Origin of the sequence: Pseudomonas oryzihabitans (genome assembly GCF_024652905.1) — a bacterium.
Classification (GTDB): Bacteria; Pseudomonadota; Gammaproteobacteria; order Pseudomonadales; family Pseudomonadaceae; genus Chryseomonas; species Chryseomonas benzopyrenica.
The window spans coordinates 388256-405460 of the sequence record NZ_CP102428.1 but is presented as its reverse complement, the minus strand read 5'-3'; the positions used below and the strand labels follow the sequence as shown (position 1 = coordinate 405460).

Sequence of the window (17205 nt, the reverse complement as noted above, 5' to 3'; positions counted from 1 at the left end):
CGCTGTACAGCTGGCCGTTAGCCATTATCCTTGCTGACCGCTGTTTACAGGAGTTTCCAGGTGCAAGGCTCTTCCGCTAGCGACAATGCCCCCCAACCCCCCCAGGTCTATCGCTCCAAGGGCGAGATCCTGGCGTGTCTGCGGCCGGCGCAACAGCAGCACATCCCGCTGCGGATCACCTTCAATCGCCAAGGGCAGCAATTCCAGAGCTTCGTCGTCGAGATCGACGAAGCCAAGGGCCTGATCGCGCTGGACGAATTCATTCCCCGTGAGGCCGAACGCCTGCTGGAGCAAGGTCAGTCCTTTCGGGTGGACAGCTTTCACGAAGGTATCAAGGTCACCTGGCAGATCGACCGTCCGGTCGAGTTCAGCGAACTGGACGGCACGCGGTGCTACTGGATCGGCCTGCCCGCGGAGCTCACCTATCACCAGCGGCGCAATGCCTATCGGGTCAAGTTGCTGTTGACCCAGCCCGCCACTGCAGAACTGAGTCAGGGCAGCAGCCAGATCCAGTTGCGCGGCCAGTTGATCGACCTGTCAGCCACGGGCTGCAAGCTGCGCTTTCCCGGTAATGTCACCCATCTGCTGCAGCCGGGTCAGCAGGTGCAGAGCTTTACCGCCGAACTGCCCATTGGGGCCATCAATACCCCGGTGACCATTCGCCACGTGGCCTGCACGGAGCGTATGGAATTCAGCGACGTCGGTGTCTGCTTCAACAGCCTGACGGGCGCTGCGCAGCGTCAGATCGAGCGTTTCATCTATCAGTTGCAGCGAGAAAATCGTCGCTTCGAGTGACCGACCGGACGCCCACGACTACTGGGCGCCCTCCTCCACCTCTCAAGTCGCCTTGGGCTCAGCTGGGTTCTGCGGGAACTCGATCTCCTCCTGCAGAGGTGCCCCCTCCTCGGCAGGTTCTTCCTCCACCACCGGCTCGCTGTGCATCTGCTCCTGCACCACCTGGCTGTCGACGCGGGGATCCAGGGCCGCCGCTAGCGGTGAACTGGTCGATCCTTCGGGCATCTGCACATGACTCAGCGGCGCCTCGTCGACCAGGTGCTTGCCGGTGACCGCATCCGGACGGATGCGCCAGATCAGGATCGCGCCGCAGAGCACGACGAAGGCATAGAGCATGTTGGGCCCGACCAGATTCATCAGAGCCCCCACCACCAGCGGACCGATACAGGCACCGATGCCAAAGGTCACCAGCAGCATGGCACTCAGGGATACCCGCCGCTCCCCCTCGATATGGTCATTGGACAGCGCCACCGCCAGCGGATAGAGCACGAATTGCAGCAGGCTGGCGATAAGGCCGAGGGGGAGCAGCACCACCGGCGGCACATGGGGCAGCACGGCCAGCGGCAGCGCAGCCAGGGTCAGGGCGATGGCCACCACCCGGATCAGCCAGCTGCGATCATGGCGGTCCGAGAGCCAGCCAATCGGCCACTGGGCGATCAGGCCGGCAAAGATGCAACAGGCCATGAATAGGCCGATGCGTTCGGTAGGCAGGCCCTGGGCGCTGGCATAGAGCGGCGCCAGACCATAGAAGGAGCCGATCACCAGTCCCGCCACCAGGGTGGTGGTCAGCGACTGCGGAATCCGCTGGATGAAGAACGTGGGTTCCAGCGGCGCAGGCTTGAGCGGCGCCGGGTGGATCTTGCCGGTGACCGCTACTGGCACCAGGCACAGGGCATAGCAGATGGCGACCAGCATCAGCTTGTCGACGCCCAGATCGGGCGAGACCACCAGCACCACTTGGCCCAGCGCCAGGCCGAGATAGGAGGCGGTCATGTAGCCGGAAAAGACCTTGCCGCGCTCGCCAGGGCCGGCCTGCTCGTTGAGCCAGCTTTCCAGCACCATGTACTGACACATCATGCCCATGCCGATGAGCACCCTGAGCGCCAGCCACATCGGTAGCCAGGGCAGCAAGCCGATGCCCAGCACCGCGGCGCCGACGACGCCGGCGCAGGTCACATAGGCACGGATATGGCCGACCTTGGCGATCAGCCGATGCCCGAGCTTGCCGCCTATCACCAGTCCCGCGTAATAGGCGGCGGTCAGGGCACCGACCCAGAGTCCCTGCACCTGATCGGCGGCCAGTCGCAGCCCCAGATAGGTACTCAGCAGACCGGTCCCGATCAACATCAACAGCGTCGCGAAATAGAGCCCGCGAAACGCCGACAGCACACGCACCATTGCCTACTCCATCGTCTCTTGCGCACCCGGCAAGCGCGACGGGATCAGCTTCGTCGTTGCGCCGCCAGCTGGGCGTCCTCGCCCAGGCGTGGGTTGTAGTGGCCTGCACAGGCCTTCATCAGTACCTGCAGCACCGACAGATTACCTCTGACGCTGCTGATCTTGGTGGGTACCTCGCCCTTCGGATAGCGCCGCACGGTGGGGAGTTCCACGCAGCGATAGCCCAATTTCGGTACCCGATAGGAAAGATAGGCCAACAACTCGTAGGTGGTGAACTCGTCGCGGAACGGCGCCACCCGCGGATCCAGCAGCATGGCCCGGCTGTAGGCGCGGAAACCCTGGGTGGTGTCGGTCCAGTGGAAACCCGAGGCCAGGCTCAGCATGGGCGCATGGATGAAGCGAATGGCGAAGTCGCGGGACTTGGGCGTGTTCTCCGCCACACCGCCGGCCAGAAAGCGCGAGGCCTGGACGAAATCGTAGCCCTGCTCGATGGCGTCGATGAAGCGCGGGATGGCGTCCGGATCGTCCTTGTCGTTGCCATCGATGGTCACGATGCCGGTATAACCCTCGTCGAGCACGAAGGCATAGGCGCAGCGCAACTGGGAGCTGAGCTTGCCCGATGCGGTCTTGACCAGCAGCCCGCGGACGCCCAGTTCCTGCAGCCGCTGCGGCTCCAGCGAGCCATCGGTGCTGCCACCGTCGACGATGATCACATCGGCGATGTCGGCGATCTTGACCGCCGCCATGCGCCGCAGGAGGTTGAGGATCCGCTCGCCTTCGTTGATGACCGGAATCACCACGCAGTGCGGACGGCTGCGACCGTTCCAGAAGGTCGTCGAATAGCTGGGCACCTGCCAGAGGGCGCGCTCGGTGGCGGGAATTGCAGTAGTCATAGGTCCTCCAGGTTCAACCGACACGGGCCGTGATGAGGGCGACGCCGGCGATGATCAGGACGATGCCTGCCGCCGTGGTCCAGGGAAAGGCTTCGCGAAAGATCACCACCGACAGCAGGGCGACGCTGGCGATGGCGCCGGCCGTCAGCACCGGATGTGCCACGTTCAGCGGCAGCTTGGCAAGGGCGGCGGCGTACAGCAGAAAGGCCAGGCCATACATGAACAGCCCCAGCCAGAACGGCCAGTTGGCCAGGGCACCCATGGGATCGCTCAGACTGGGAAAGCGGCGCGGCGGCAACATGGCCAGCTTCACCAGCACGCTCGCCGAGGCGTTGGAAGCGATGCCCAGGATCAGGATCAGCCACTTCATGCCGCGGCCTCCGGCAGCTCACGATAGGCCTTGACCGCGACCTGAACGCCACGCTCCAGCGCGGCCAGGTTGGAGCCCTGCTTGGCCGGCAGCATCTCGATGCTGACCACCTGCTCCGGCAGCCGCCGGGTCAGGGCGAAGGCGATGCCGTCGTGGTTGGTACCACCCTCCCCCAGGGTCACCAGATCCGGCTCGCTGGCATGGACATGACCGATCAGTTCGGCATGCTCTTCGAGCACCCGTGCGGCATCTTCCTCGTTGATGGTCAGGGCGCCGGTGTCGAGTTGCATGCGGATCGCCGGATGCTCCACGGCGCGCACCACAGCGGCGGTGGATTCGCTGTCGGTCATGAAGTTGGCGCCATAGCGCGGCGGATTCGGCTCCAGGCAGATCTGCACGCCATGGGCCGTGGCCACATCGCCCAGACGGCGGAAGAAGTCGCGTGCCTGCACCAGGGCTTCTTCGTCGCTCAGCCCGGAGCGATCGCGATTGCGCGGCGAGCCGAATACCAGGCGCGTTGCCCCCAGGCCCTCGGCCACCCGGCAGACGCCTTCCAGCTGCGCCAGCAACGCACGCTGGATGTCGTCGCTACCGAAGACGTTGAGTCCCGTGGTACCGAACAGTAGCGCCTGCATGCCGGTGATCTCGATACCCCGGGCCTGCCACTGCTGCCGCACTGCCTGGATCTCCTGGGCGGTGGCCGTCTTGGGATCGGCGAAATACTTGCCGGGGGCGATGTCGATGGCATCCACTCGATGCTGTTGCAGGATCTCGGCGACCATGGCGTCGTCGGCCACGTCCCAAGCGATATTGGAAATGGCGATGCGCATCACTGACCCTCCGCCTTGATGACCGGAGGTTCCGACTGGGCGTAAGCCCGTACCGCGAGCAGGGTGTCGCGTGCGCTGTACTGGTAGCCGTCACGGCCGCCGAAGACCTCGGCATGCACGCTGCGGAAATCGTAGCGCGCGGGCGTACCGTCCAGGGTGTTGCCGAATTCGCGTCCAAAGCCCTGACGGGCGATGTCCGCCACGCTGATGGGCGCGGCCGTCAGGTGCACCAGCTCCAGCCCGGCCGCCTGGGCGGTCTGGATGTCATAACCCAGGTTGACCATCGGATAGAACTGGAAGACGCCGCGGCTTTCCACCGCGTGCAGGTTGTTGTCGTTGAGCAGGTCGTAGATCACGTTCTTGCGCAGCCCCGGCCCGACCAGGCCCGGCAGGCGAACGATCAGCGCCTTGGCGAAATGCTCACGGACGAACTGTTCCAGTCGATAGCGATTGGCGCCATAGGCGTGCAGCCCCTCTTCGTCCACCGCGGTGGTTTCATCCACGCCGAGTGGCTGGTTGAAGACATCCACGGTGCTGATCAGCACGAAGGAATCACACTGGATCCGCGAGAGATGATCGATCAGGCCATCGATCTTCTGGCGATCGGCCTCAGGATCGCGGTTGGCGATCCATTTCTGCGCGGGGGCACCGGCGCAGATGACCTGGCCATAGGGCTGGTCGCCGATCTGGTCGATATTGGTGGAGCGAAACAGCGCGCCGAAGGCCTTCTGCTTGAGCAGCGTCGACCCTACGAAGCCGCTGTACCCTATCAATGCGTCGGTCTTCATGTTGCTCACCCCTTGGTCTTGAATCTCAGGCAATAGTCCACTTGGCACTCCTCGACGGGATATCGCGCGTCCAGGTAGGCCTTGAGTCGTGGAAACTTGTCGTGCATGGAAATGTTGTTCAGGTTGAACGACCAGAAGGTCGTCGAATACACCACCGCCGGCGGATCGGCGTGCTGCAGATCGCTGAGCAGGTCCGCCTCGTAGGGCGGCGTGGCATAGACCGGATAGATGTACTTGGTGCAGGCCGGCAGATCGGTCACCCCGTTGATGACCCCGTTGTTGGCCAGGTCGAACACGCACTGGGCGCCACTTTCCTGCAGACGGCGCGAAGCCCATTGCACCCCGGGTGTCGCCAGCGCCGCGTCATCCGGCAAGGCGGTCAGCGCTGGCACCCAGGCGAGCCCCTGGGCCCACACCCGCTCCACCGGCGATTTGTACAGATTGAAAGCAGCGAGCAGCACCAGCAGCGCCGCCAATGCCGGCACCAGCAGCCGCCGGCTGAAGGCCAGCAGGGCACCCGCCAGCAACACCGCGAAGAACGGTGAGGGATTAAGCCCGACCAGCCCGAGCAGTACGGAAGCCACAATGGCGGCTGCTGCCGCCCGTGGATGGGCCGAGAGATCCCAGCCGCCATTGCGCGCAAGGCGCTGCCGACGGGCGGCATAGAGCAGGCTCAGCAAGGGCACCCAGAAACCCATCTGGATATGCTGAAAGTCCGCGCGATTGACCCCGATCTTGAAGAAGATCGCGAGCAGCACCGCCAGGGCGCCAATCAGCGGCAGGTCTTCGCTCCAACGCCACGGCCAGGGCAGGCAGCGGATCAGGGCGAAACCTGCCAGGGCCGTGGGCACTACCAGGAGCAAGCTCAGCGCCAGAGGACGGGCGCTCAGGCCATAGCCCCACTGGGAAGAGGTTTCCAGCAGGAAGGTCAGGTTCTTGACGTAGTCGGTCAGGGCGAAGAAATCGGTACCAAAGCCAAGCCAGGCAATGGTCGCCGCGAAACTCAGGATCGATAGCAGATGCCGCCGTTGCAGCAACAAGGCGAGTACTACCGCCGAGCCGATGGCCAGCACCCCGGCGATGCCGCGGTCATAGGACCAGAACAGATTGAAGCCCGCCGCCAGCCCCAGCGACACCTCGCACACCAGGCGTCGCGGCGTGGTCTCCACCTTGCGATGCAGGCAGAACAGGAACAGCGACAACAGCAGGAAGAGATCGCGATAGCCCACCACCTGGGTCGCCAGGGCACCCACGGCGACCAGTAGGATCAGGCGCGCGCGGCCCTTGGGCACGGGGCACAGCAATACCGCCGTGCCCCACAGCAGCAAGGCCGCGCCGGTGTTGCACAGGCCATAGAGGATCTGGGTCACCAGGAAGGTGTGCTGGGCGCCGAACCAGGTCTGCGCCAGCCATACCGGGATGAAATCCAGCCCGCCATGGATGGTGAAGGCATGGGCGCCCGGCTGACTGTGCAGCAGCGTCGGCAGCGTGGCGAAATATTCCCCCTGGTGGAAGGGGTCGAGAATGACGCCCTTGCCGAACAGAAAGAAGTTGATGATGGAAAAGGCCAGAACGCTGATGAAACCGGCGACGCCGGACACCCCCCTGGGTGTCGCTTCAGTGGAAGGGTTCGGCATCGAGGCGCTCCAAGGCATCGAAAATGTTGTCGATCTTGCCGCCCAGCATCGAATAGCAGCCGGGCAACTGGGGGTGTTGTTCGAAGAGGATGGGACGGCCGTCGTCCCCTTCGTTCTTCATCAGGATGGTCTTCACCTCGAACAGCGAATCCCGGTATTCCACCCGTGCCGCCGCCGACATGTAGCGGGCCACATCCCGCACCATCCAGTCCGCCCGCGAGGCACGGTCGTAGTCGTCGAGCAGCGCATAGGGATCGGTGCCATTGGCGTCTTCCCAGTTGAGGTGCGGGGTGTAGCGCACATGGGACAGGGTGTGCAGACCGCGCGCCGGGAAGGGCATCATGGAAAAGAACGGACCATCCATGACCGTCACGCCGAGATTGCGCAGCTCCGGAGGCATCTCCACCAGGGCCATCTCGGTGATCTCGTGACGCAGACGCGTGGTGGTACCGGGGAAATCACCGCCGTACTGGTTAAGACCGCTGTAGGTGCAGTTGAAGAGATAGCGGCAGTGCATCTCCTCCTGCCCGCCCGCTTCGTCCACCACCTCCACGCCCAGACCACCGGTTTCACCACGGATCGCCGTTACTCGACTCTTGAAGCGCAACTCCACGCCGACGGCATCGAGTTCACGACCGACTTCCGCGGCGAGCACCGCGGAGTTGAAGGCATATTCCTCGGTGAGATACACCGACTCGATCAATCGGTCGTCGAACAGTCGACTTAATTCTTCGGGTGCGGGCTGTAAGGAAGCCTCGATACCCTGGCAGAAACGCTCGAACTGTTTGGCCGTCACCTTGGAGTTGTTGCGGGCGATGGCATACAACTTGGTGAAGTCCCGCACCACCACATCGGGATAGTCGCGCAGGAAGCGCGGCAAGTTGACCCGACTGCGAAAGGCCGTGACGAAACTGCGGGGATAGTGATAGCCGTTATGAACCCGAGCCTGATTATGATAAGAGGCGCGCTTCAACAGCCCCTCTTCCCTTTCGATCAGCGTGACTTTCGCAAAGCCTCTCACCCGCATGAGATACAGGGCCGTCATGGCCCCATAGAATCCGCCACCTATGACGATCGCATCTCTCATGATCGTCAGGCCATGCCGGATTGAGTAGCCGGCCTTGCGGCATTACCGCCCTGCACCACTTCGACATTGAGCTTGTCGCGCCGCGTCATGACCGCACTGGTGAACTCCTGGGCGACATGATAGAGCGGCCCTTCGTTGACTCTGTGGGTCAACTGCAGGACATATTCGCCAAGCACCAGCAGGACCAGCGAAATGAGAAAGAACATGCCGGACTGCTGTAATGAAATCGTCACCCAGCCGGGTGCCACGTCATCCTTGAACACGCCGATGGCGATGACGTAGATGGAATAGAGCAGATTGGACAGGGCCCCCACGATGGACAGGAAACTGACCATGCGCATGGGCTTGCGGGTGGAGGACACCAGCAGTCGAGCACCCCGATCGAAACTGCCGGACAGCCGCTTGGGCTTGGTGCTGCGCGGCGGCATGCTGTATTCGAGGTTGATGCGCGAGAACCCTGCGGTGGCGGGTAGATGCCGGTAGGTCAACGCCGGCGCGGGATGGCGCAGGATGTAGTTGATGACCTTCTTGCTGAGCATTCGGAACTGGGGCGCGTCCTTGGCCAGATCCACCCCGTTGAATCTCTTGTAGAGACTGTTGAAGCCATTGGAGCAAAGGCTGTAAGACAGAGTCTGCCGAACTTTCTGCTGATTGTTGGCAAAGACCACGTCTACCCCACCGGCTGCCTGTTGCAACATGTCGGGCAGGAAGGCGATGTCATCGGTTTCCGGATCTATGACGACTGCGAAGTCGCCCAGGGCATTTTCCAACCCCACCCAGGCGGCGGTATCCGAATCCACTTCCTTGGTCAGGGCATATACCTGCAGATTGGGCAGGCCATTGATACTGGTGAGTTGCTTTAATCGAGCTACGCTGTCATCAGAGGAGGCGTTGTCGACGATGATAAGTTCGTAATCACTTACCAAGGGACCGATGACAGTTGCGGCGCGCTCAAGCACGTTTTGCAACTCGGTTGCCTGATTACGAACGACGAAGACGACTGAAAGTAGGACGGGATAAAAGGCCATGACGCGAACCTCCAGAGGCGCTCCAGATTCATGCAATGCAGACGGTTAGCCAACGGAGAGTACAGATAAATTCGACAGGTTTTCTTCTGCTGCTCTACGCTGTGATCACAACCACAAATCGCTGCTGGAAGAGCCTGGAAGTCGGACAAGGTCGCTGTTTTTGCCCTATCCTCCGAACTGCTGTAACGGTTCGGCAAGGGTGCTTGACGGCGTCGGGCCGCGAGGAGAGGTACTGGAAAGGAATCTGGTGTCCCAGAGTGGGGTCGAACCACCAACCTTCCCCTTAGGAGGGGGATGCTCTATCCAATTGAGCTACTGAGACAGGAAAGGGACTCATGTTAACGAGCAGCGAACCGTTTGTCATGTTCCAGCTCGGCTGATCCAGGCGGGCATGCAAGGCTGGCAGAGGAAGGAAGTTCTTCGTTAGCTTTGCAATTTGCCCAGTACGTCGGTAAATTGACGTCAATAAAAACAGACGCCTAGGGACAGGTCGTTACAGAGTCCAAGGTGCCGTGAGTGCTAGCGGAACGAGACGAGGGCTTACGCCTTCACTGATTTTTGACTCCAGATGAAGTACCTCAATGACCCAGGCCATTAGATCCTACTCAAGCCGTACCGCTGACAAATTCGTCGTGCGTCTGCCCGAGGGCATGCGAGAGCGCATCGCGGATGTGGCCCGCAACCATCATCGCAGCATGAACTCCGAGATCATCGCGCGCCTCGAGCAGAGCTTGCAGCAAGAGGGCGCCCTAGGCGACGAACCCGGGCTTCGCCTGGACAGTCCGGAGATCACCGCCAGTGAGCGGGAACTGCTGCAGCGCTTTCGGCAACTCTCGGGTCGACAGCAGAATGCCCTGATCTCGCTGATCGCCCACGACATCGACGCCGCCTCCTGACGGCGTCCGGGCTGCCCCGCACCTGGGCAGCCCGTTGCGGTCCGCCCTGCCCTACATCAGGAACAGGGTGGCGAGTCCCAAGAAGATGAAGAAGCCGCCGCTGTCGGTCACGGCGGTGATCAGTACGCTCGAGCCCATGGCCGGGTCGCGACCGAAGCGCTGCAGGGTCATGGGAATCAGCACCCCCATGAAGGCCGCCAACAGCAGATTGAGAGTCATGGCGCCCATCATCACCAGGCCCAGTGACCAGCTGCTGTAGAGATAGAAGGCCACCAGCCCTATCACCCCACCCCAGATGACCCCATTGCACAGGGCGACGCCCATTTCCTTGCGCAGCAGCCGCGTGGTGCTGGTGACGCTGATCTGCCCCAGCGCCATGGCGCGGACGATCATGGTGATGGCCTGATTGCCCGAGTTGCCGCCGATACCGGCCACGATGGGCATGAGCGCGGCAAGGGCCACCAGCTTCTCGATCGAACCCTCGAAGAGCCCGATGACGCGCGAAGCGATGAAGGCGGTGATGAGGTTGGTGGCCAGCCAGGTCCAGCGATTGCCCACAGACTTCCACACCGAGGCGAAGACGTCTTCGTCTTCGCGCAGACCGGCCATGTTGAGGACTTCGCTTTCGCTTTCCTCGCGGATCAGATCGACCATCTCGTCGATGGTGAGACGACCGATCAGCTTGCCGTTCTTGTCCACTACCGGGGCCGAGACCAGGTCATAACGTTCGAAGGCCTGGGCCGCGTCATAGGCGTCGCCATCCGGATGGAAGGCCACCGCCTCCTTGGCCATGACCTCGACCACCAGCTTGTCCGGATCGTTGACCAGCAATCGCTTGATCGGCAGCACACCCTTGAGGATGCTGTCGTTATCGACCACGAACAGCTTGTCGGTGTGGTCGGGCAACTCCTTGAGCCGGCGCAGGTAGCGCAGCACCACTTCCAGAGCGACGTCGTCGCGGATGGTGACCATCTCGAAGTCCATCAGGGCACCGACCTGATCCTCTTCGTAGGACAGCGCGGAACGCACCCGCTCGCGCTGCTGGGCGTCCAGGGCGTCCATGAGCTCATGGACGACATCGCGCGGCAGGTCCGCGGCCAGATCGGCGAGTTCGTCGGCGTCGAGCTGGCCGGCCACCGCGAGGATTTCCTGATCGTCCATGTCGGCGATCAACGTCTCGCGGACGGCGTCCGAGACTTCCAGTAGGATCTCGCCATCACGCTCGGTCTTGACCAGCCCCCAGACGGTCAGACGATCTTCTTGCGGCAGGGCTTCGAGAATGAAGGCGACGTCGGCCGGGTGCAGCTCGTCTAGGCGGGCACGCAGCTCTTCGAGTCCTTCTTCGGGAATATCGGCGGGGGCTACGGGGGCGCGGTCCTGGTCTTCACGCGCCTCGACAGCGAGGTCGTAGCGCTCCAGCAACTCGACGACCTGGGCGAGCCGCTCCTGCAGCGTCTCGTGGGGCTTTCTGATGTCTGCTTCTTTCACTACGGTCATAGCGCACTCCGGCCCGCCGGCGGAGCGCACCGACGAACCCTATCTCAACAACGGGACGAAAAAGGCGATTGAGTGTTGACTGGGTAAGTCCATAAGGGGGGATGACCACTGCCCCGGCGGGGCTGACGGCGGGGATGATACACCGGACCGGTTGCCGGTGCGAAGGCAAAAGGGTTTCAAAACAGCTATTTGCAAGGGCTTTGGCAGGGTATCGAGACGGCGATTTTGGTTCTCGTGCAGCGACCTTTACTTCGCTAAGCTGGAGGCCTACGTCAAGGAGGACGTCCCATGAAGAAGCTGCTCGTGCTCGGCCTGTTGCTGGGCTGCGACCCGGCCCACTCGGCCACGGTCTATCGCTGCGAAGATGCCAGCGGCCACCTCACCTTTTCCGCCAGCGGCTGCGCTTCGGACAGCGACAGCAGACTGCAACGCGCGGACAACCCCCGTCCGGGTGGCGCCAGGCCCACCCTGATGGCGAAACCCAAAGCCGCACCCCGTAAGGAGGTCTCGCGTGCGCCAACCGTGGTAGCCGCCAAGACGGATGGGTGCGGTGATCGGCTCAGCGCCAGCGAGAAGCGGCAGGCGATCATCCGCGGACAGGTCAGGGTCGGCATGAGCCGAGCGGACGTGGAGAACGCCCTGGGACAACCGCGGCGGATTTCCCAGCTGGATACCCTGACCCGCTATCACTACGACGGACGCCAGCGCAAGGAACGCTCGCGCCTGGTGACCTTCGACGAGCACGGCTGCGTGCGTCGACGCTGACGCACGCAGCCGATCGAGGGCGCCGTCAGAGCACGGCGCGGGGATAGGAGCCAAGGACCTTGAGCGCCACGGCGCCGGTGGACAGGCGCTCCAGCACGTCGCGGATCAGCGGATCGGCCTGGTGGCCGAGGAAATCGATAAAGAAGACGTAGGTCCACTTGCCGCTGCGCGAAGGCCGCGTCTCGATCCGGCTGAGGTCGATGTTGTTGGTGTGGAACGGCAGCAGCAACTCGTGCAGGGCACCCGGCTTGTTCTGCATGGAGACGATGATGGAGGTCTTGTCGTCGCCACTGGGCGGCACGTCCTGATTGCCGATGATGAGGAAGCGCGTGGAGTTGTCCGGGCGATCCTCGATCTTCTGCTGCACCGGGGTGAGGCCATAGAGCGAGGCCGCCATGTCGCCGGCGATGGCCGCGCTGTTCCACTCCCCCTTCACCCGCCGCGCCGCCTCGGCGTTGCTGGCCACCGCCACCCGCTCGACGCTCGGGTAGTAGGAGTCCAGCCACTTGCGGCACTGGGCCAGCGACTGGGCATGGGAATAGATGCGGGTGATGCTGTCGGCCTTGGTGTTCTCGCCGATCAACAGGTGGTGGTGGATGCGCAGCTCCACCTCGCCGCAGATCGACAGGTTGTGCTCGAGGAAGCTGTCCAGGGTGTGGTTGACCGCCCCTTCGGTGGAGTTCTCCACCGGCACCACGCCGAAGTTGGAGGCGCCGGCGGCGACCTCGCGAAAGACCTCGTCGATGGCCGCCATAGGCCGCGTCACCACGGCCTTGCCGAAGTGCTTGAGCGCCGCGGCCTGGGAGAAGGTGCCTTCCGGGCCGAGGTAGGCCACGTGCAGCGGCTCTTCCAGGGCCAGGCAGCAGGACATGATCTCGCGGAACAGCCGCGCCATGTCTTCGTCGCGGACCGGACCGCCGTTGCGCTCCATCACCCGCTTGAGCACCTGGGCCTCGCGCTCGGGTCGGTAGAACACGGGCTTTTCGCCCTCCGCCAGCGTCCCCATCTTGACCCGTGCCACGTCCTGGGCGCAGCGGGCACGTTCGCTGATCAGCTCCTGGATGCGTTCGTCCAGACTGTCGATCCGCAGGCGCAGGGCCTTGAGCTCGTGTTCCGACATGATCAGCCGTGCTCCTTCTCGAATTCGGCCAGATAGGTCACCAGCGCCTGGACGGCTTCCAGGGTGACGGCGTTGTAGATGGAGGCGCGCATACCGCCCACCGAACGGTGCCCCTGCAGATACAGCAGGCCACGTTCCTCGGCGCCTGCCAGGAAGGCCTTGTCCAGGCGCTCGTCGGCCAGGCGGAAGGGCACGTTCATCCAGGAACGGTCGTTCTTGGCGATGGGGTTGCTGTAGAAGTCGCTGGCGTCGATGAAGCCATACAGCAGCTCCTTCTTCTGGCGATTCAGGCGCTCCATGGCGGGCAGACCGCCCTGCTCCTTCAGCCACTTGAACACCAGGCCCGACAGGTACCAGGAGAAGGTGGCCGGGGTGTTGTACATGGAGCCGTTGTCGGCCTCGACCTTGTAGTCCAGCAGCGTCGGGCAGGCGGCGCGGGCGCGACCCAGCAGGTCTTCGCGGACGATCACCACCACCAGGCCGCTGGGCCCGATGTTCTTCTGCGCGCCGGCGTAGATCAGCCCGAAACGCGAGACGTCCAGCGGGCGCGAGAGGATGTCGGAAGAGGCATCCGCCACCAGGGGCACGTCGCCCACATCCGGAATCCAGTCGAATTCCAGGCCGCCGATGGTCTCGTTGGGGGTGTAGTGAACGTAGGCGGCGTCCTTTGACAGCTGCCATTCGCTCTGCGCCGGAATGGCGAAGTAGTCGTAGCCCTTGGCGCTGGCAGCGACGTTGACGGTGCCATAGTGCTGCGCCTGCTCGATGGCCTTGCGCGACCAGATGCCGGTGTCGATGTAGTCGGCGGTGCCGCCCTCGGGCAGCAGGTTCATCGCCAGCTGGGCGAACTGCAGGCTGGCGCCACCCTGCAGGAACAGCACCCTGTAGTTGCTGGGAATGGCCAGCAACTCGCGCAGATCGGCCTCGGCCTGGCTCGAAATGGCGGTGAAGTCTTCACCGCGGTGGCTCATCTCCATTACCGACAGGCCACGGCCCTGCCAATCCAGCAGATCGGCCTGGGCCTGGCGCAGCACAGCTTCGGGCAGGGCCGCCGGGCCGGCGCAGAAGTTGTAGGCACGCTTGCTCATCGCTCGTCATCCTCGTTCGGAAGGTCGTCGCTCGGCACGTCGCTGGCACCGGGCAGCACATCGTCCTGGCCCGGCTCGTGGCTGTCGACCGGCAATTCCTTGTCGAGCAGTTCGTCGTCCAGTTCGGCTTCGTGGTCCAGCAGCTCTTCGTCCACCGAAGGCTCCTGCACCCGCTCCAGGCCCACCAGTTTCTCGCCCTTGCCGAGCTTGATCAGGGTCACGCCCTGGGTGTTACGGCCGGTACGGGAGATGCCCTCGACCGGGGTACGCACCAGGGTGCCCTGGTCGGAGATCAGCATGATCTCTTCGCCGTCCAGTACCTGGATGGCACCGATCAGGGGACCGTTGCGTTCGTTGATGACCATGGCGATCACGCCCTGACCACCGCGACCACGCTGCGGGTATTCGGCCATGGCGGTGCGCTTGCCGAAGCCATTAAGGCTGGCGGTCAGGATCTCGGCGCCCGGCTCGGGGATCAGCATGGAAATCAACCGCTGGTTCTCGGCCAAACGCATGCCGCGCACGCCGCGGGCGGTACGGCCCATGGTGCGCACATGGCGCTCCTTGAAGCGGATGACCTTGCCACCGTCGGAGAACAGCATGACTTCGCGGGCACCGTCGGTGATGGCGGCGGCGATCAGGCTGTCGCCCTCCTCTAGCTTCAGGGCAATCAGGCCGTTGCTGCGCGGACGGCTGAACTGCACCAGCGGGGTCTTCTTCACGGTGCCGTTGCGGGTGGCCATGAAGATGTAGGCACCGGTGGGCTCGTCCTGCTCGGCGTCGAGGAGCTCGCCCTCTTCGCCTTCGACCTCGTCTTCCACCAGCACGGCGTCTTCGATGTCCAGGTTGTCGTCCTGCTCGCCCAGGTCCTCTTCACCGATCGGCGCCTGCTGGCGCACGGCTTCCAGATCGACCGGCAGCATGGCAGTGATGCGCTCGCCTTCGGCCAGCGGCAGTAGGTTGACCAGCGGCCGGCCGCGGGCGGCGCGGGAGGCCTCGGGGATCTCGTAGGTACGCTTCCAGTAGACCTTGCCCAGGCTGGAGAACAGCAACAGGGTGGTATGGCTGTTGGCGACCAGCAGGTGCTCGATGTAGTCCTCTTCCTTGACCGCCGAGGCCGAACGGCCGCGACCGCCCCGGCGCTGGGCCTGGTAGGCGTGCAGCGGCTGGGACTTGGCATAGCCGCCGTGGGAGATGGTGACGACGCGGTCTTCCTCGGTGATGAGGTCGGCGATGGTCAGGTCCACCTGGGAGGCGATGATTTCGGTGCGACGCTTGTCGCCGAACTCGGCCTTGACCTTTTCCAGCTCCTCGCGGATGACTTCCATCAGCCGCTCGGGGTTGGTCAGGATGCGGATCAGTTCGCCGATCTGCAGCAGGATCTCCTGGTACTCGGCGATGAGCTTCTCGTGCTCCAGGCCGGTCAGGCGGTGCAGACGCAGATCCAGGATGGCCTGGGCCTGTTCCGGCGAAAGGTGGTACTTGCCCTCGTGCAGACCATACTGCTCGGGCAATTCGTCCGGACGGCAGGAATCGGCGCCGGCGCGCTCGACCATCTCGCGTACCGCGCTGGATTCCCAGGGCGTGGCGATCAGGCGTTCCTTGGCTTCGGCCGGGGTCGGCGAGCTCTTGATCAGCTCGATGACCGGATCGATGTTGGACAGGGCGACCGCCTGGCCTTCGAGGATGTGGCCACGCTCGCGCGCCTTGCGCAGTTCGTAGACGGTCCGCCGGGTCACCACTTCACGGCGGTGACGGATGAAGGCTTCCAGCAGTTCCTTGAGGTTCAGGGTCCGCGGCTGGCCGTCGAGCAGGGCCACCACGTTGATGCCGAACACCGTCTGCAGCTGGGTCTGGGCGTAGAGGTTGTTGAGCACCACCTCGGGGGTTTCGCCACGACGCAGCTCGATGACCACGCGCATGCCGTCCTTGTCGGACTCGTCGCGCAGCTCGGTGATGCCTTCGATCTTCTTCTCTTTCACCAGCTCGGCGATCTTCTCGATCAGCCGTGCCTTGTTGAGCTGGTAGGGCAGCTCGGTGATGACGATCTGCTGGCGATTGGCGCTCTTGTCGATGTCCTCGACCTCGGCGCGGGCCCGTACGTAGATGCGCCCACGACCGGTTCGATAGGCCTCGATGATGCCGGCACGACCGTTGATAATGCCCGCAGTCGGGAAGTCCGGACCGGGGATGTACTGCATCAGGTCGTCGACGGTCAGCTCGCTGTTTTCGATCAGCGCCAGGCAGCCATCGATCACTTCGCCGAGGTTGTGCGGCGGGATGTTGGTGGCCATGCCGACCGCGATGCCGCTGGAACCGTTGACCAGCAGGTTGGGGATGCGCGTGGGCATCACCGCCGGGATCTGCTCGGTACCGTCGTAGTTGGGCACCCAGTCGACGGTTTCCTTGTCCAGGTCGGCCAAGAGCTCGTGGGCGAGCTTGGACATCCGCACTTCGGTGTAACGCATGGCCGCGGCGTTGTCGCCGTCCACCGAACCGAAGTTGCCCTGGCCGTCCACCAGCATGTAGCGCAGCGAGAAGGGCTGGGCCATCCGCACGATGGTGTCGTAGACGGCGGTGTCGCCGTGGGGGTGGTACTTACCGATGACGTCACCCACCACACGGGCGGATTTCTTGTACGGCTTGTTCCAGTCGTTGCCCAGCTCGCTCATGGCGTAGAGCACGCGCCGGTGCACCGGCTTGAGGCCGTCACGCACATCCGGCAAGGCCCGGCCGACGATGACGCTCATCGCGTAGTCGAGATACGACTGCCGCAACTCGTCTTCGATATTGACCGGGAGGATTTCTTTGGCCAGTTCACCCATGAGAAGCCTGGTTCCTTCTGATCTGAAAAGCGCTAGGGCTCGTCCGCACGTCGGCCGAGCCTGATATAGGAGAGGCGAAAGCCCGTCTGGCGGCGCCCGTCACCAGCGGCGCAAAGGGCGCCCCGACCGGTTTTCAGCACTGCATCACCGCCTGCCGAGGGCTTTCGAACAAAGCCTGTGCAAAGAGC

15 protein-coding genes and 1 tRNA gene are annotated in these 17205 nt (G+C 63.5%); 3 read left to right on the top strand and 13 right to left on the bottom strand.

Annotated features, from left to right (window positions below):
* Positions 1-60: 60 nt before the first annotated feature.
* A complete protein-coding gene (locus NRG74_RS01885) occupies positions 61-795 on the top strand; it encodes a flagellar brake protein (protein WP_017642002.1) in 735 nt (244 codons plus the stop codon).
* Positions 796-837: 42 nt separating this feature from the next.
* On the opposite strand, the gene NRG74_RS01880 is transcribed toward NRG74_RS01885, so the two are convergent.
* The 9 genes from NRG74_RS01880 to NRG74_RS01840 form a co-directional block, all read right to left on the bottom strand.
* A complete protein-coding gene (locus NRG74_RS01880) occupies positions 838-2193 on the bottom strand; it encodes an MFS transporter (protein ID WP_017642001.1) in 1356 nt (451 codons plus the stop codon).
* Positions 2194-2237: 44 nt separating this feature from the next.
* Positions 2238-3086: a glycosyltransferase family 2 protein gene (locus tag NRG74_RS01875; protein WP_257705602.1), complete on the bottom strand. Its 849-nt coding sequence runs from the start codon at positions 3084-3086 to the stop codon at positions 2238-2240.
* Between the two features lie 13 nt (positions 3087-3099).
* The gene (locus NRG74_RS01870; protein WP_007160456.1) at positions 3100-3456 is read right to left on the bottom strand and encodes an SMR family transporter; all 357 of its coding nucleotides are present in this window, start codon (positions 3454-3456) and stop codon (positions 3100-3102) included.
* The gene (locus NRG74_RS01865) at positions 3453-4286 is read right to left on the bottom strand and encodes a sugar phosphate isomerase/epimerase family protein (RefSeq protein ID WP_257705601.1); all 834 of its coding nucleotides are present in this window, start codon (positions 4284-4286) and stop codon (positions 3453-3455) included. Before NRG74_RS01865 ends, NRG74_RS01870 begins: the two co-directional genes overlap by 4 nt.
* Positions 4286-5074, bottom strand: a complete 789-nt coding sequence (locus NRG74_RS01860) for a pyridine nucleotide transhydrogenase (RefSeq protein WP_257705600.1) — start codon at positions 5072-5074, stop codon at positions 4286-4288. Before NRG74_RS01860 ends, NRG74_RS01865 begins: the two co-directional genes overlap by 1 nt.
* A 5-nt stretch (positions 5075-5079) precedes the next feature.
* A complete protein-coding gene (locus tag NRG74_RS01855) occupies positions 5080-6711 on the bottom strand; it encodes a hypothetical protein (RefSeq protein WP_257705599.1) in 1632 nt (543 codons plus the stop codon).
* The gene (locus NRG74_RS01850; RefSeq protein WP_017641996.1) at positions 6692-7756 is read right to left on the bottom strand and encodes an FAD-dependent oxidoreductase; all 1065 of its coding nucleotides are present in this window, start codon (positions 7754-7756) and stop codon (positions 6692-6694) included. Before NRG74_RS01850 ends, NRG74_RS01855 begins: the two co-directional genes overlap by 20 nt.
* Positions 7757-7803: 47 nt before the next feature.
* Positions 7804-8826: a glycosyltransferase gene (locus NRG74_RS01845; RefSeq protein ID WP_026083951.1), complete on the bottom strand. Its 1023-nt coding sequence runs from the start codon at positions 8824-8826 to the stop codon at positions 7804-7806.
* 245 nt (positions 8827-9071) lie between these two features.
* Positions 9072-9148, bottom strand: a tRNA-Arg gene (locus tag NRG74_RS01840).
* A 259-nt stretch (positions 9149-9407) separates the two neighbouring features.
* Here NRG74_RS01840 and NRG74_RS01835 point away from each other — a divergent pair.
* On the top strand, positions 9408-9722 hold the full coding sequence (locus NRG74_RS01835; RefSeq protein WP_007160462.1) for an Arc family DNA-binding protein: 315 nt from the start codon (positions 9408-9410) through the stop codon (positions 9720-9722).
* Positions 9723-9773: 51 nt separating this feature from the next.
* Here the strand turns inward: NRG74_RS01835 and mgtE are convergent, their stop codons facing one another.
* Entirely contained in the window at positions 9774-11219 is a 1446-nt protein-coding gene (mgtE, locus tag NRG74_RS01830) for a magnesium transporter (RefSeq protein WP_017641994.1), read from the bottom strand.
* A gap of 288 nt (positions 11220-11507) precedes the next feature.
* Between mgtE and NRG74_RS01825 the strand changes: the two genes are divergently transcribed.
* A complete protein-coding gene (locus NRG74_RS01825; protein ID WP_257705598.1) occupies positions 11508-11984 on the top strand; it encodes a DUF4124 domain-containing protein in 477 nt (158 codons plus the stop codon).
* A 25-nt stretch (positions 11985-12009) separates the two neighbouring features.
* Here the strand turns inward: NRG74_RS01825 and pheA are convergent, their stop codons facing one another.
* From pheA to gyrA, 3 genes are read right to left on the bottom strand one after another with little or no spacing between them, the layout of a single operon-like run.
* Positions 12010-13104: a prephenate dehydratase gene (gene pheA, locus NRG74_RS01820; protein ID WP_017641992.1), complete on the bottom strand. Its 1095-nt coding sequence runs from the start codon at positions 13102-13104 to the stop codon at positions 12010-12012.
* Positions 13105-13106: 2 nt separating this feature from the next.
* A complete protein-coding gene (gene serC / locus NRG74_RS01815; RefSeq protein WP_257705597.1) occupies positions 13107-14192 on the bottom strand; it encodes a 3-phosphoserine/phosphohydroxythreonine transaminase in 1086 nt (361 codons plus the stop codon).
* Positions 14189-17017, bottom strand: a complete 2829-nt coding sequence (gene gyrA / locus NRG74_RS01810) for a DNA gyrase subunit A (protein WP_257705596.1) — start codon at positions 17015-17017, stop codon at positions 14189-14191. Before gyrA ends, serC begins: the two co-directional genes overlap by 4 nt.
* Positions 17018-17205 lie beyond the last annotated feature (188 nt).

Excerpts from the sequence above, each read along its gene's own strand:
- NRG74_RS01845 (WP_026083951.1), bottom strand. The coding sequence starts at position 8,826 with ATGGCCTTTTATCCCGTCCTACTTTCAGTCGTCTTCGTCGTTCGTAAT.
- NRG74_RS01860 (WP_257705600.1), bottom strand. The coding sequence starts at position 5,074 with ATGAAGACCGACGCATTGATAGGGTACAGCGGCTTCGTAGGGTCGACG.
- serC (WP_257705597.1), bottom strand. The coding sequence starts at position 14,192 with ATGAGCAAGCGTGCCTACAACTTCTGCGCCGGCCCGGCGGCCCTGCCC.
- NRG74_RS01855 (WP_257705599.1), bottom strand. The coding sequence starts at position 6,711 with ATGCCGAACCCTTCCACTGAAGCGACACCCAGGGGGGTGTCCGGCGTC.
- NRG74_RS01870 (WP_007160456.1), bottom strand. The coding sequence starts at position 3,456 with ATGAAGTGGCTGATCCTGATCCTGGGCATCGCTTCCAACGCCTCGGCG.
- gyrA (WP_257705596.1), bottom strand. The coding sequence starts at position 17,017 with ATGGGTGAACTGGCCAAAGAAATCCTCCCGGTCAATATCGAAGACGAG.
- mgtE (WP_017641994.1), bottom strand. The coding sequence starts at position 11,219 with ATGACCGTAGTGAAAGAAGCAGACATCAGAAAGCCCCACGAGACGCTG.
- NRG74_RS01825 (WP_257705598.1), top strand. The coding sequence starts at position 11,508 with ATGAAGAAGCTGCTCGTGCTCGGCCTGTTGCTGGGCTGCGACCCGGCC.
- NRG74_RS01875 (WP_257705602.1), bottom strand. The coding sequence starts at position 3,086 with ATGACTACTGCAATTCCCGCCACCGAGCGCGCCCTCTGGCAGGTGCCC.
- pheA (WP_017641992.1), bottom strand. The coding sequence starts at position 13,104 with ATGTCGGAACACGAGCTCAAGGCCCTGCGCCTGCGGATCGACAGTCTG.
- NRG74_RS01880 (WP_017642001.1), bottom strand. The coding sequence starts at position 2,193 with ATGGTGCGTGTGCTGTCGGCGTTTCGCGGGCTCTATTTCGCGACGCTG.
- NRG74_RS01865 (WP_257705601.1), bottom strand. The coding sequence starts at position 4,286 with ATGCGCATCGCCATTTCCAATATCGCTTGGGACGTGGCCGACGACGCC.
- NRG74_RS01835 (WP_007160462.1), top strand. The coding sequence starts at position 9,408 with ATGACCCAGGCCATTAGATCCTACTCAAGCCGTACCGCTGACAAATTC.
- NRG74_RS01850 (WP_017641996.1), bottom strand. The coding sequence starts at position 7,756 with ATGACGGCCCTGTATCTCATGCGGGTGAGAGGCTTTGCGAAAGTCACG.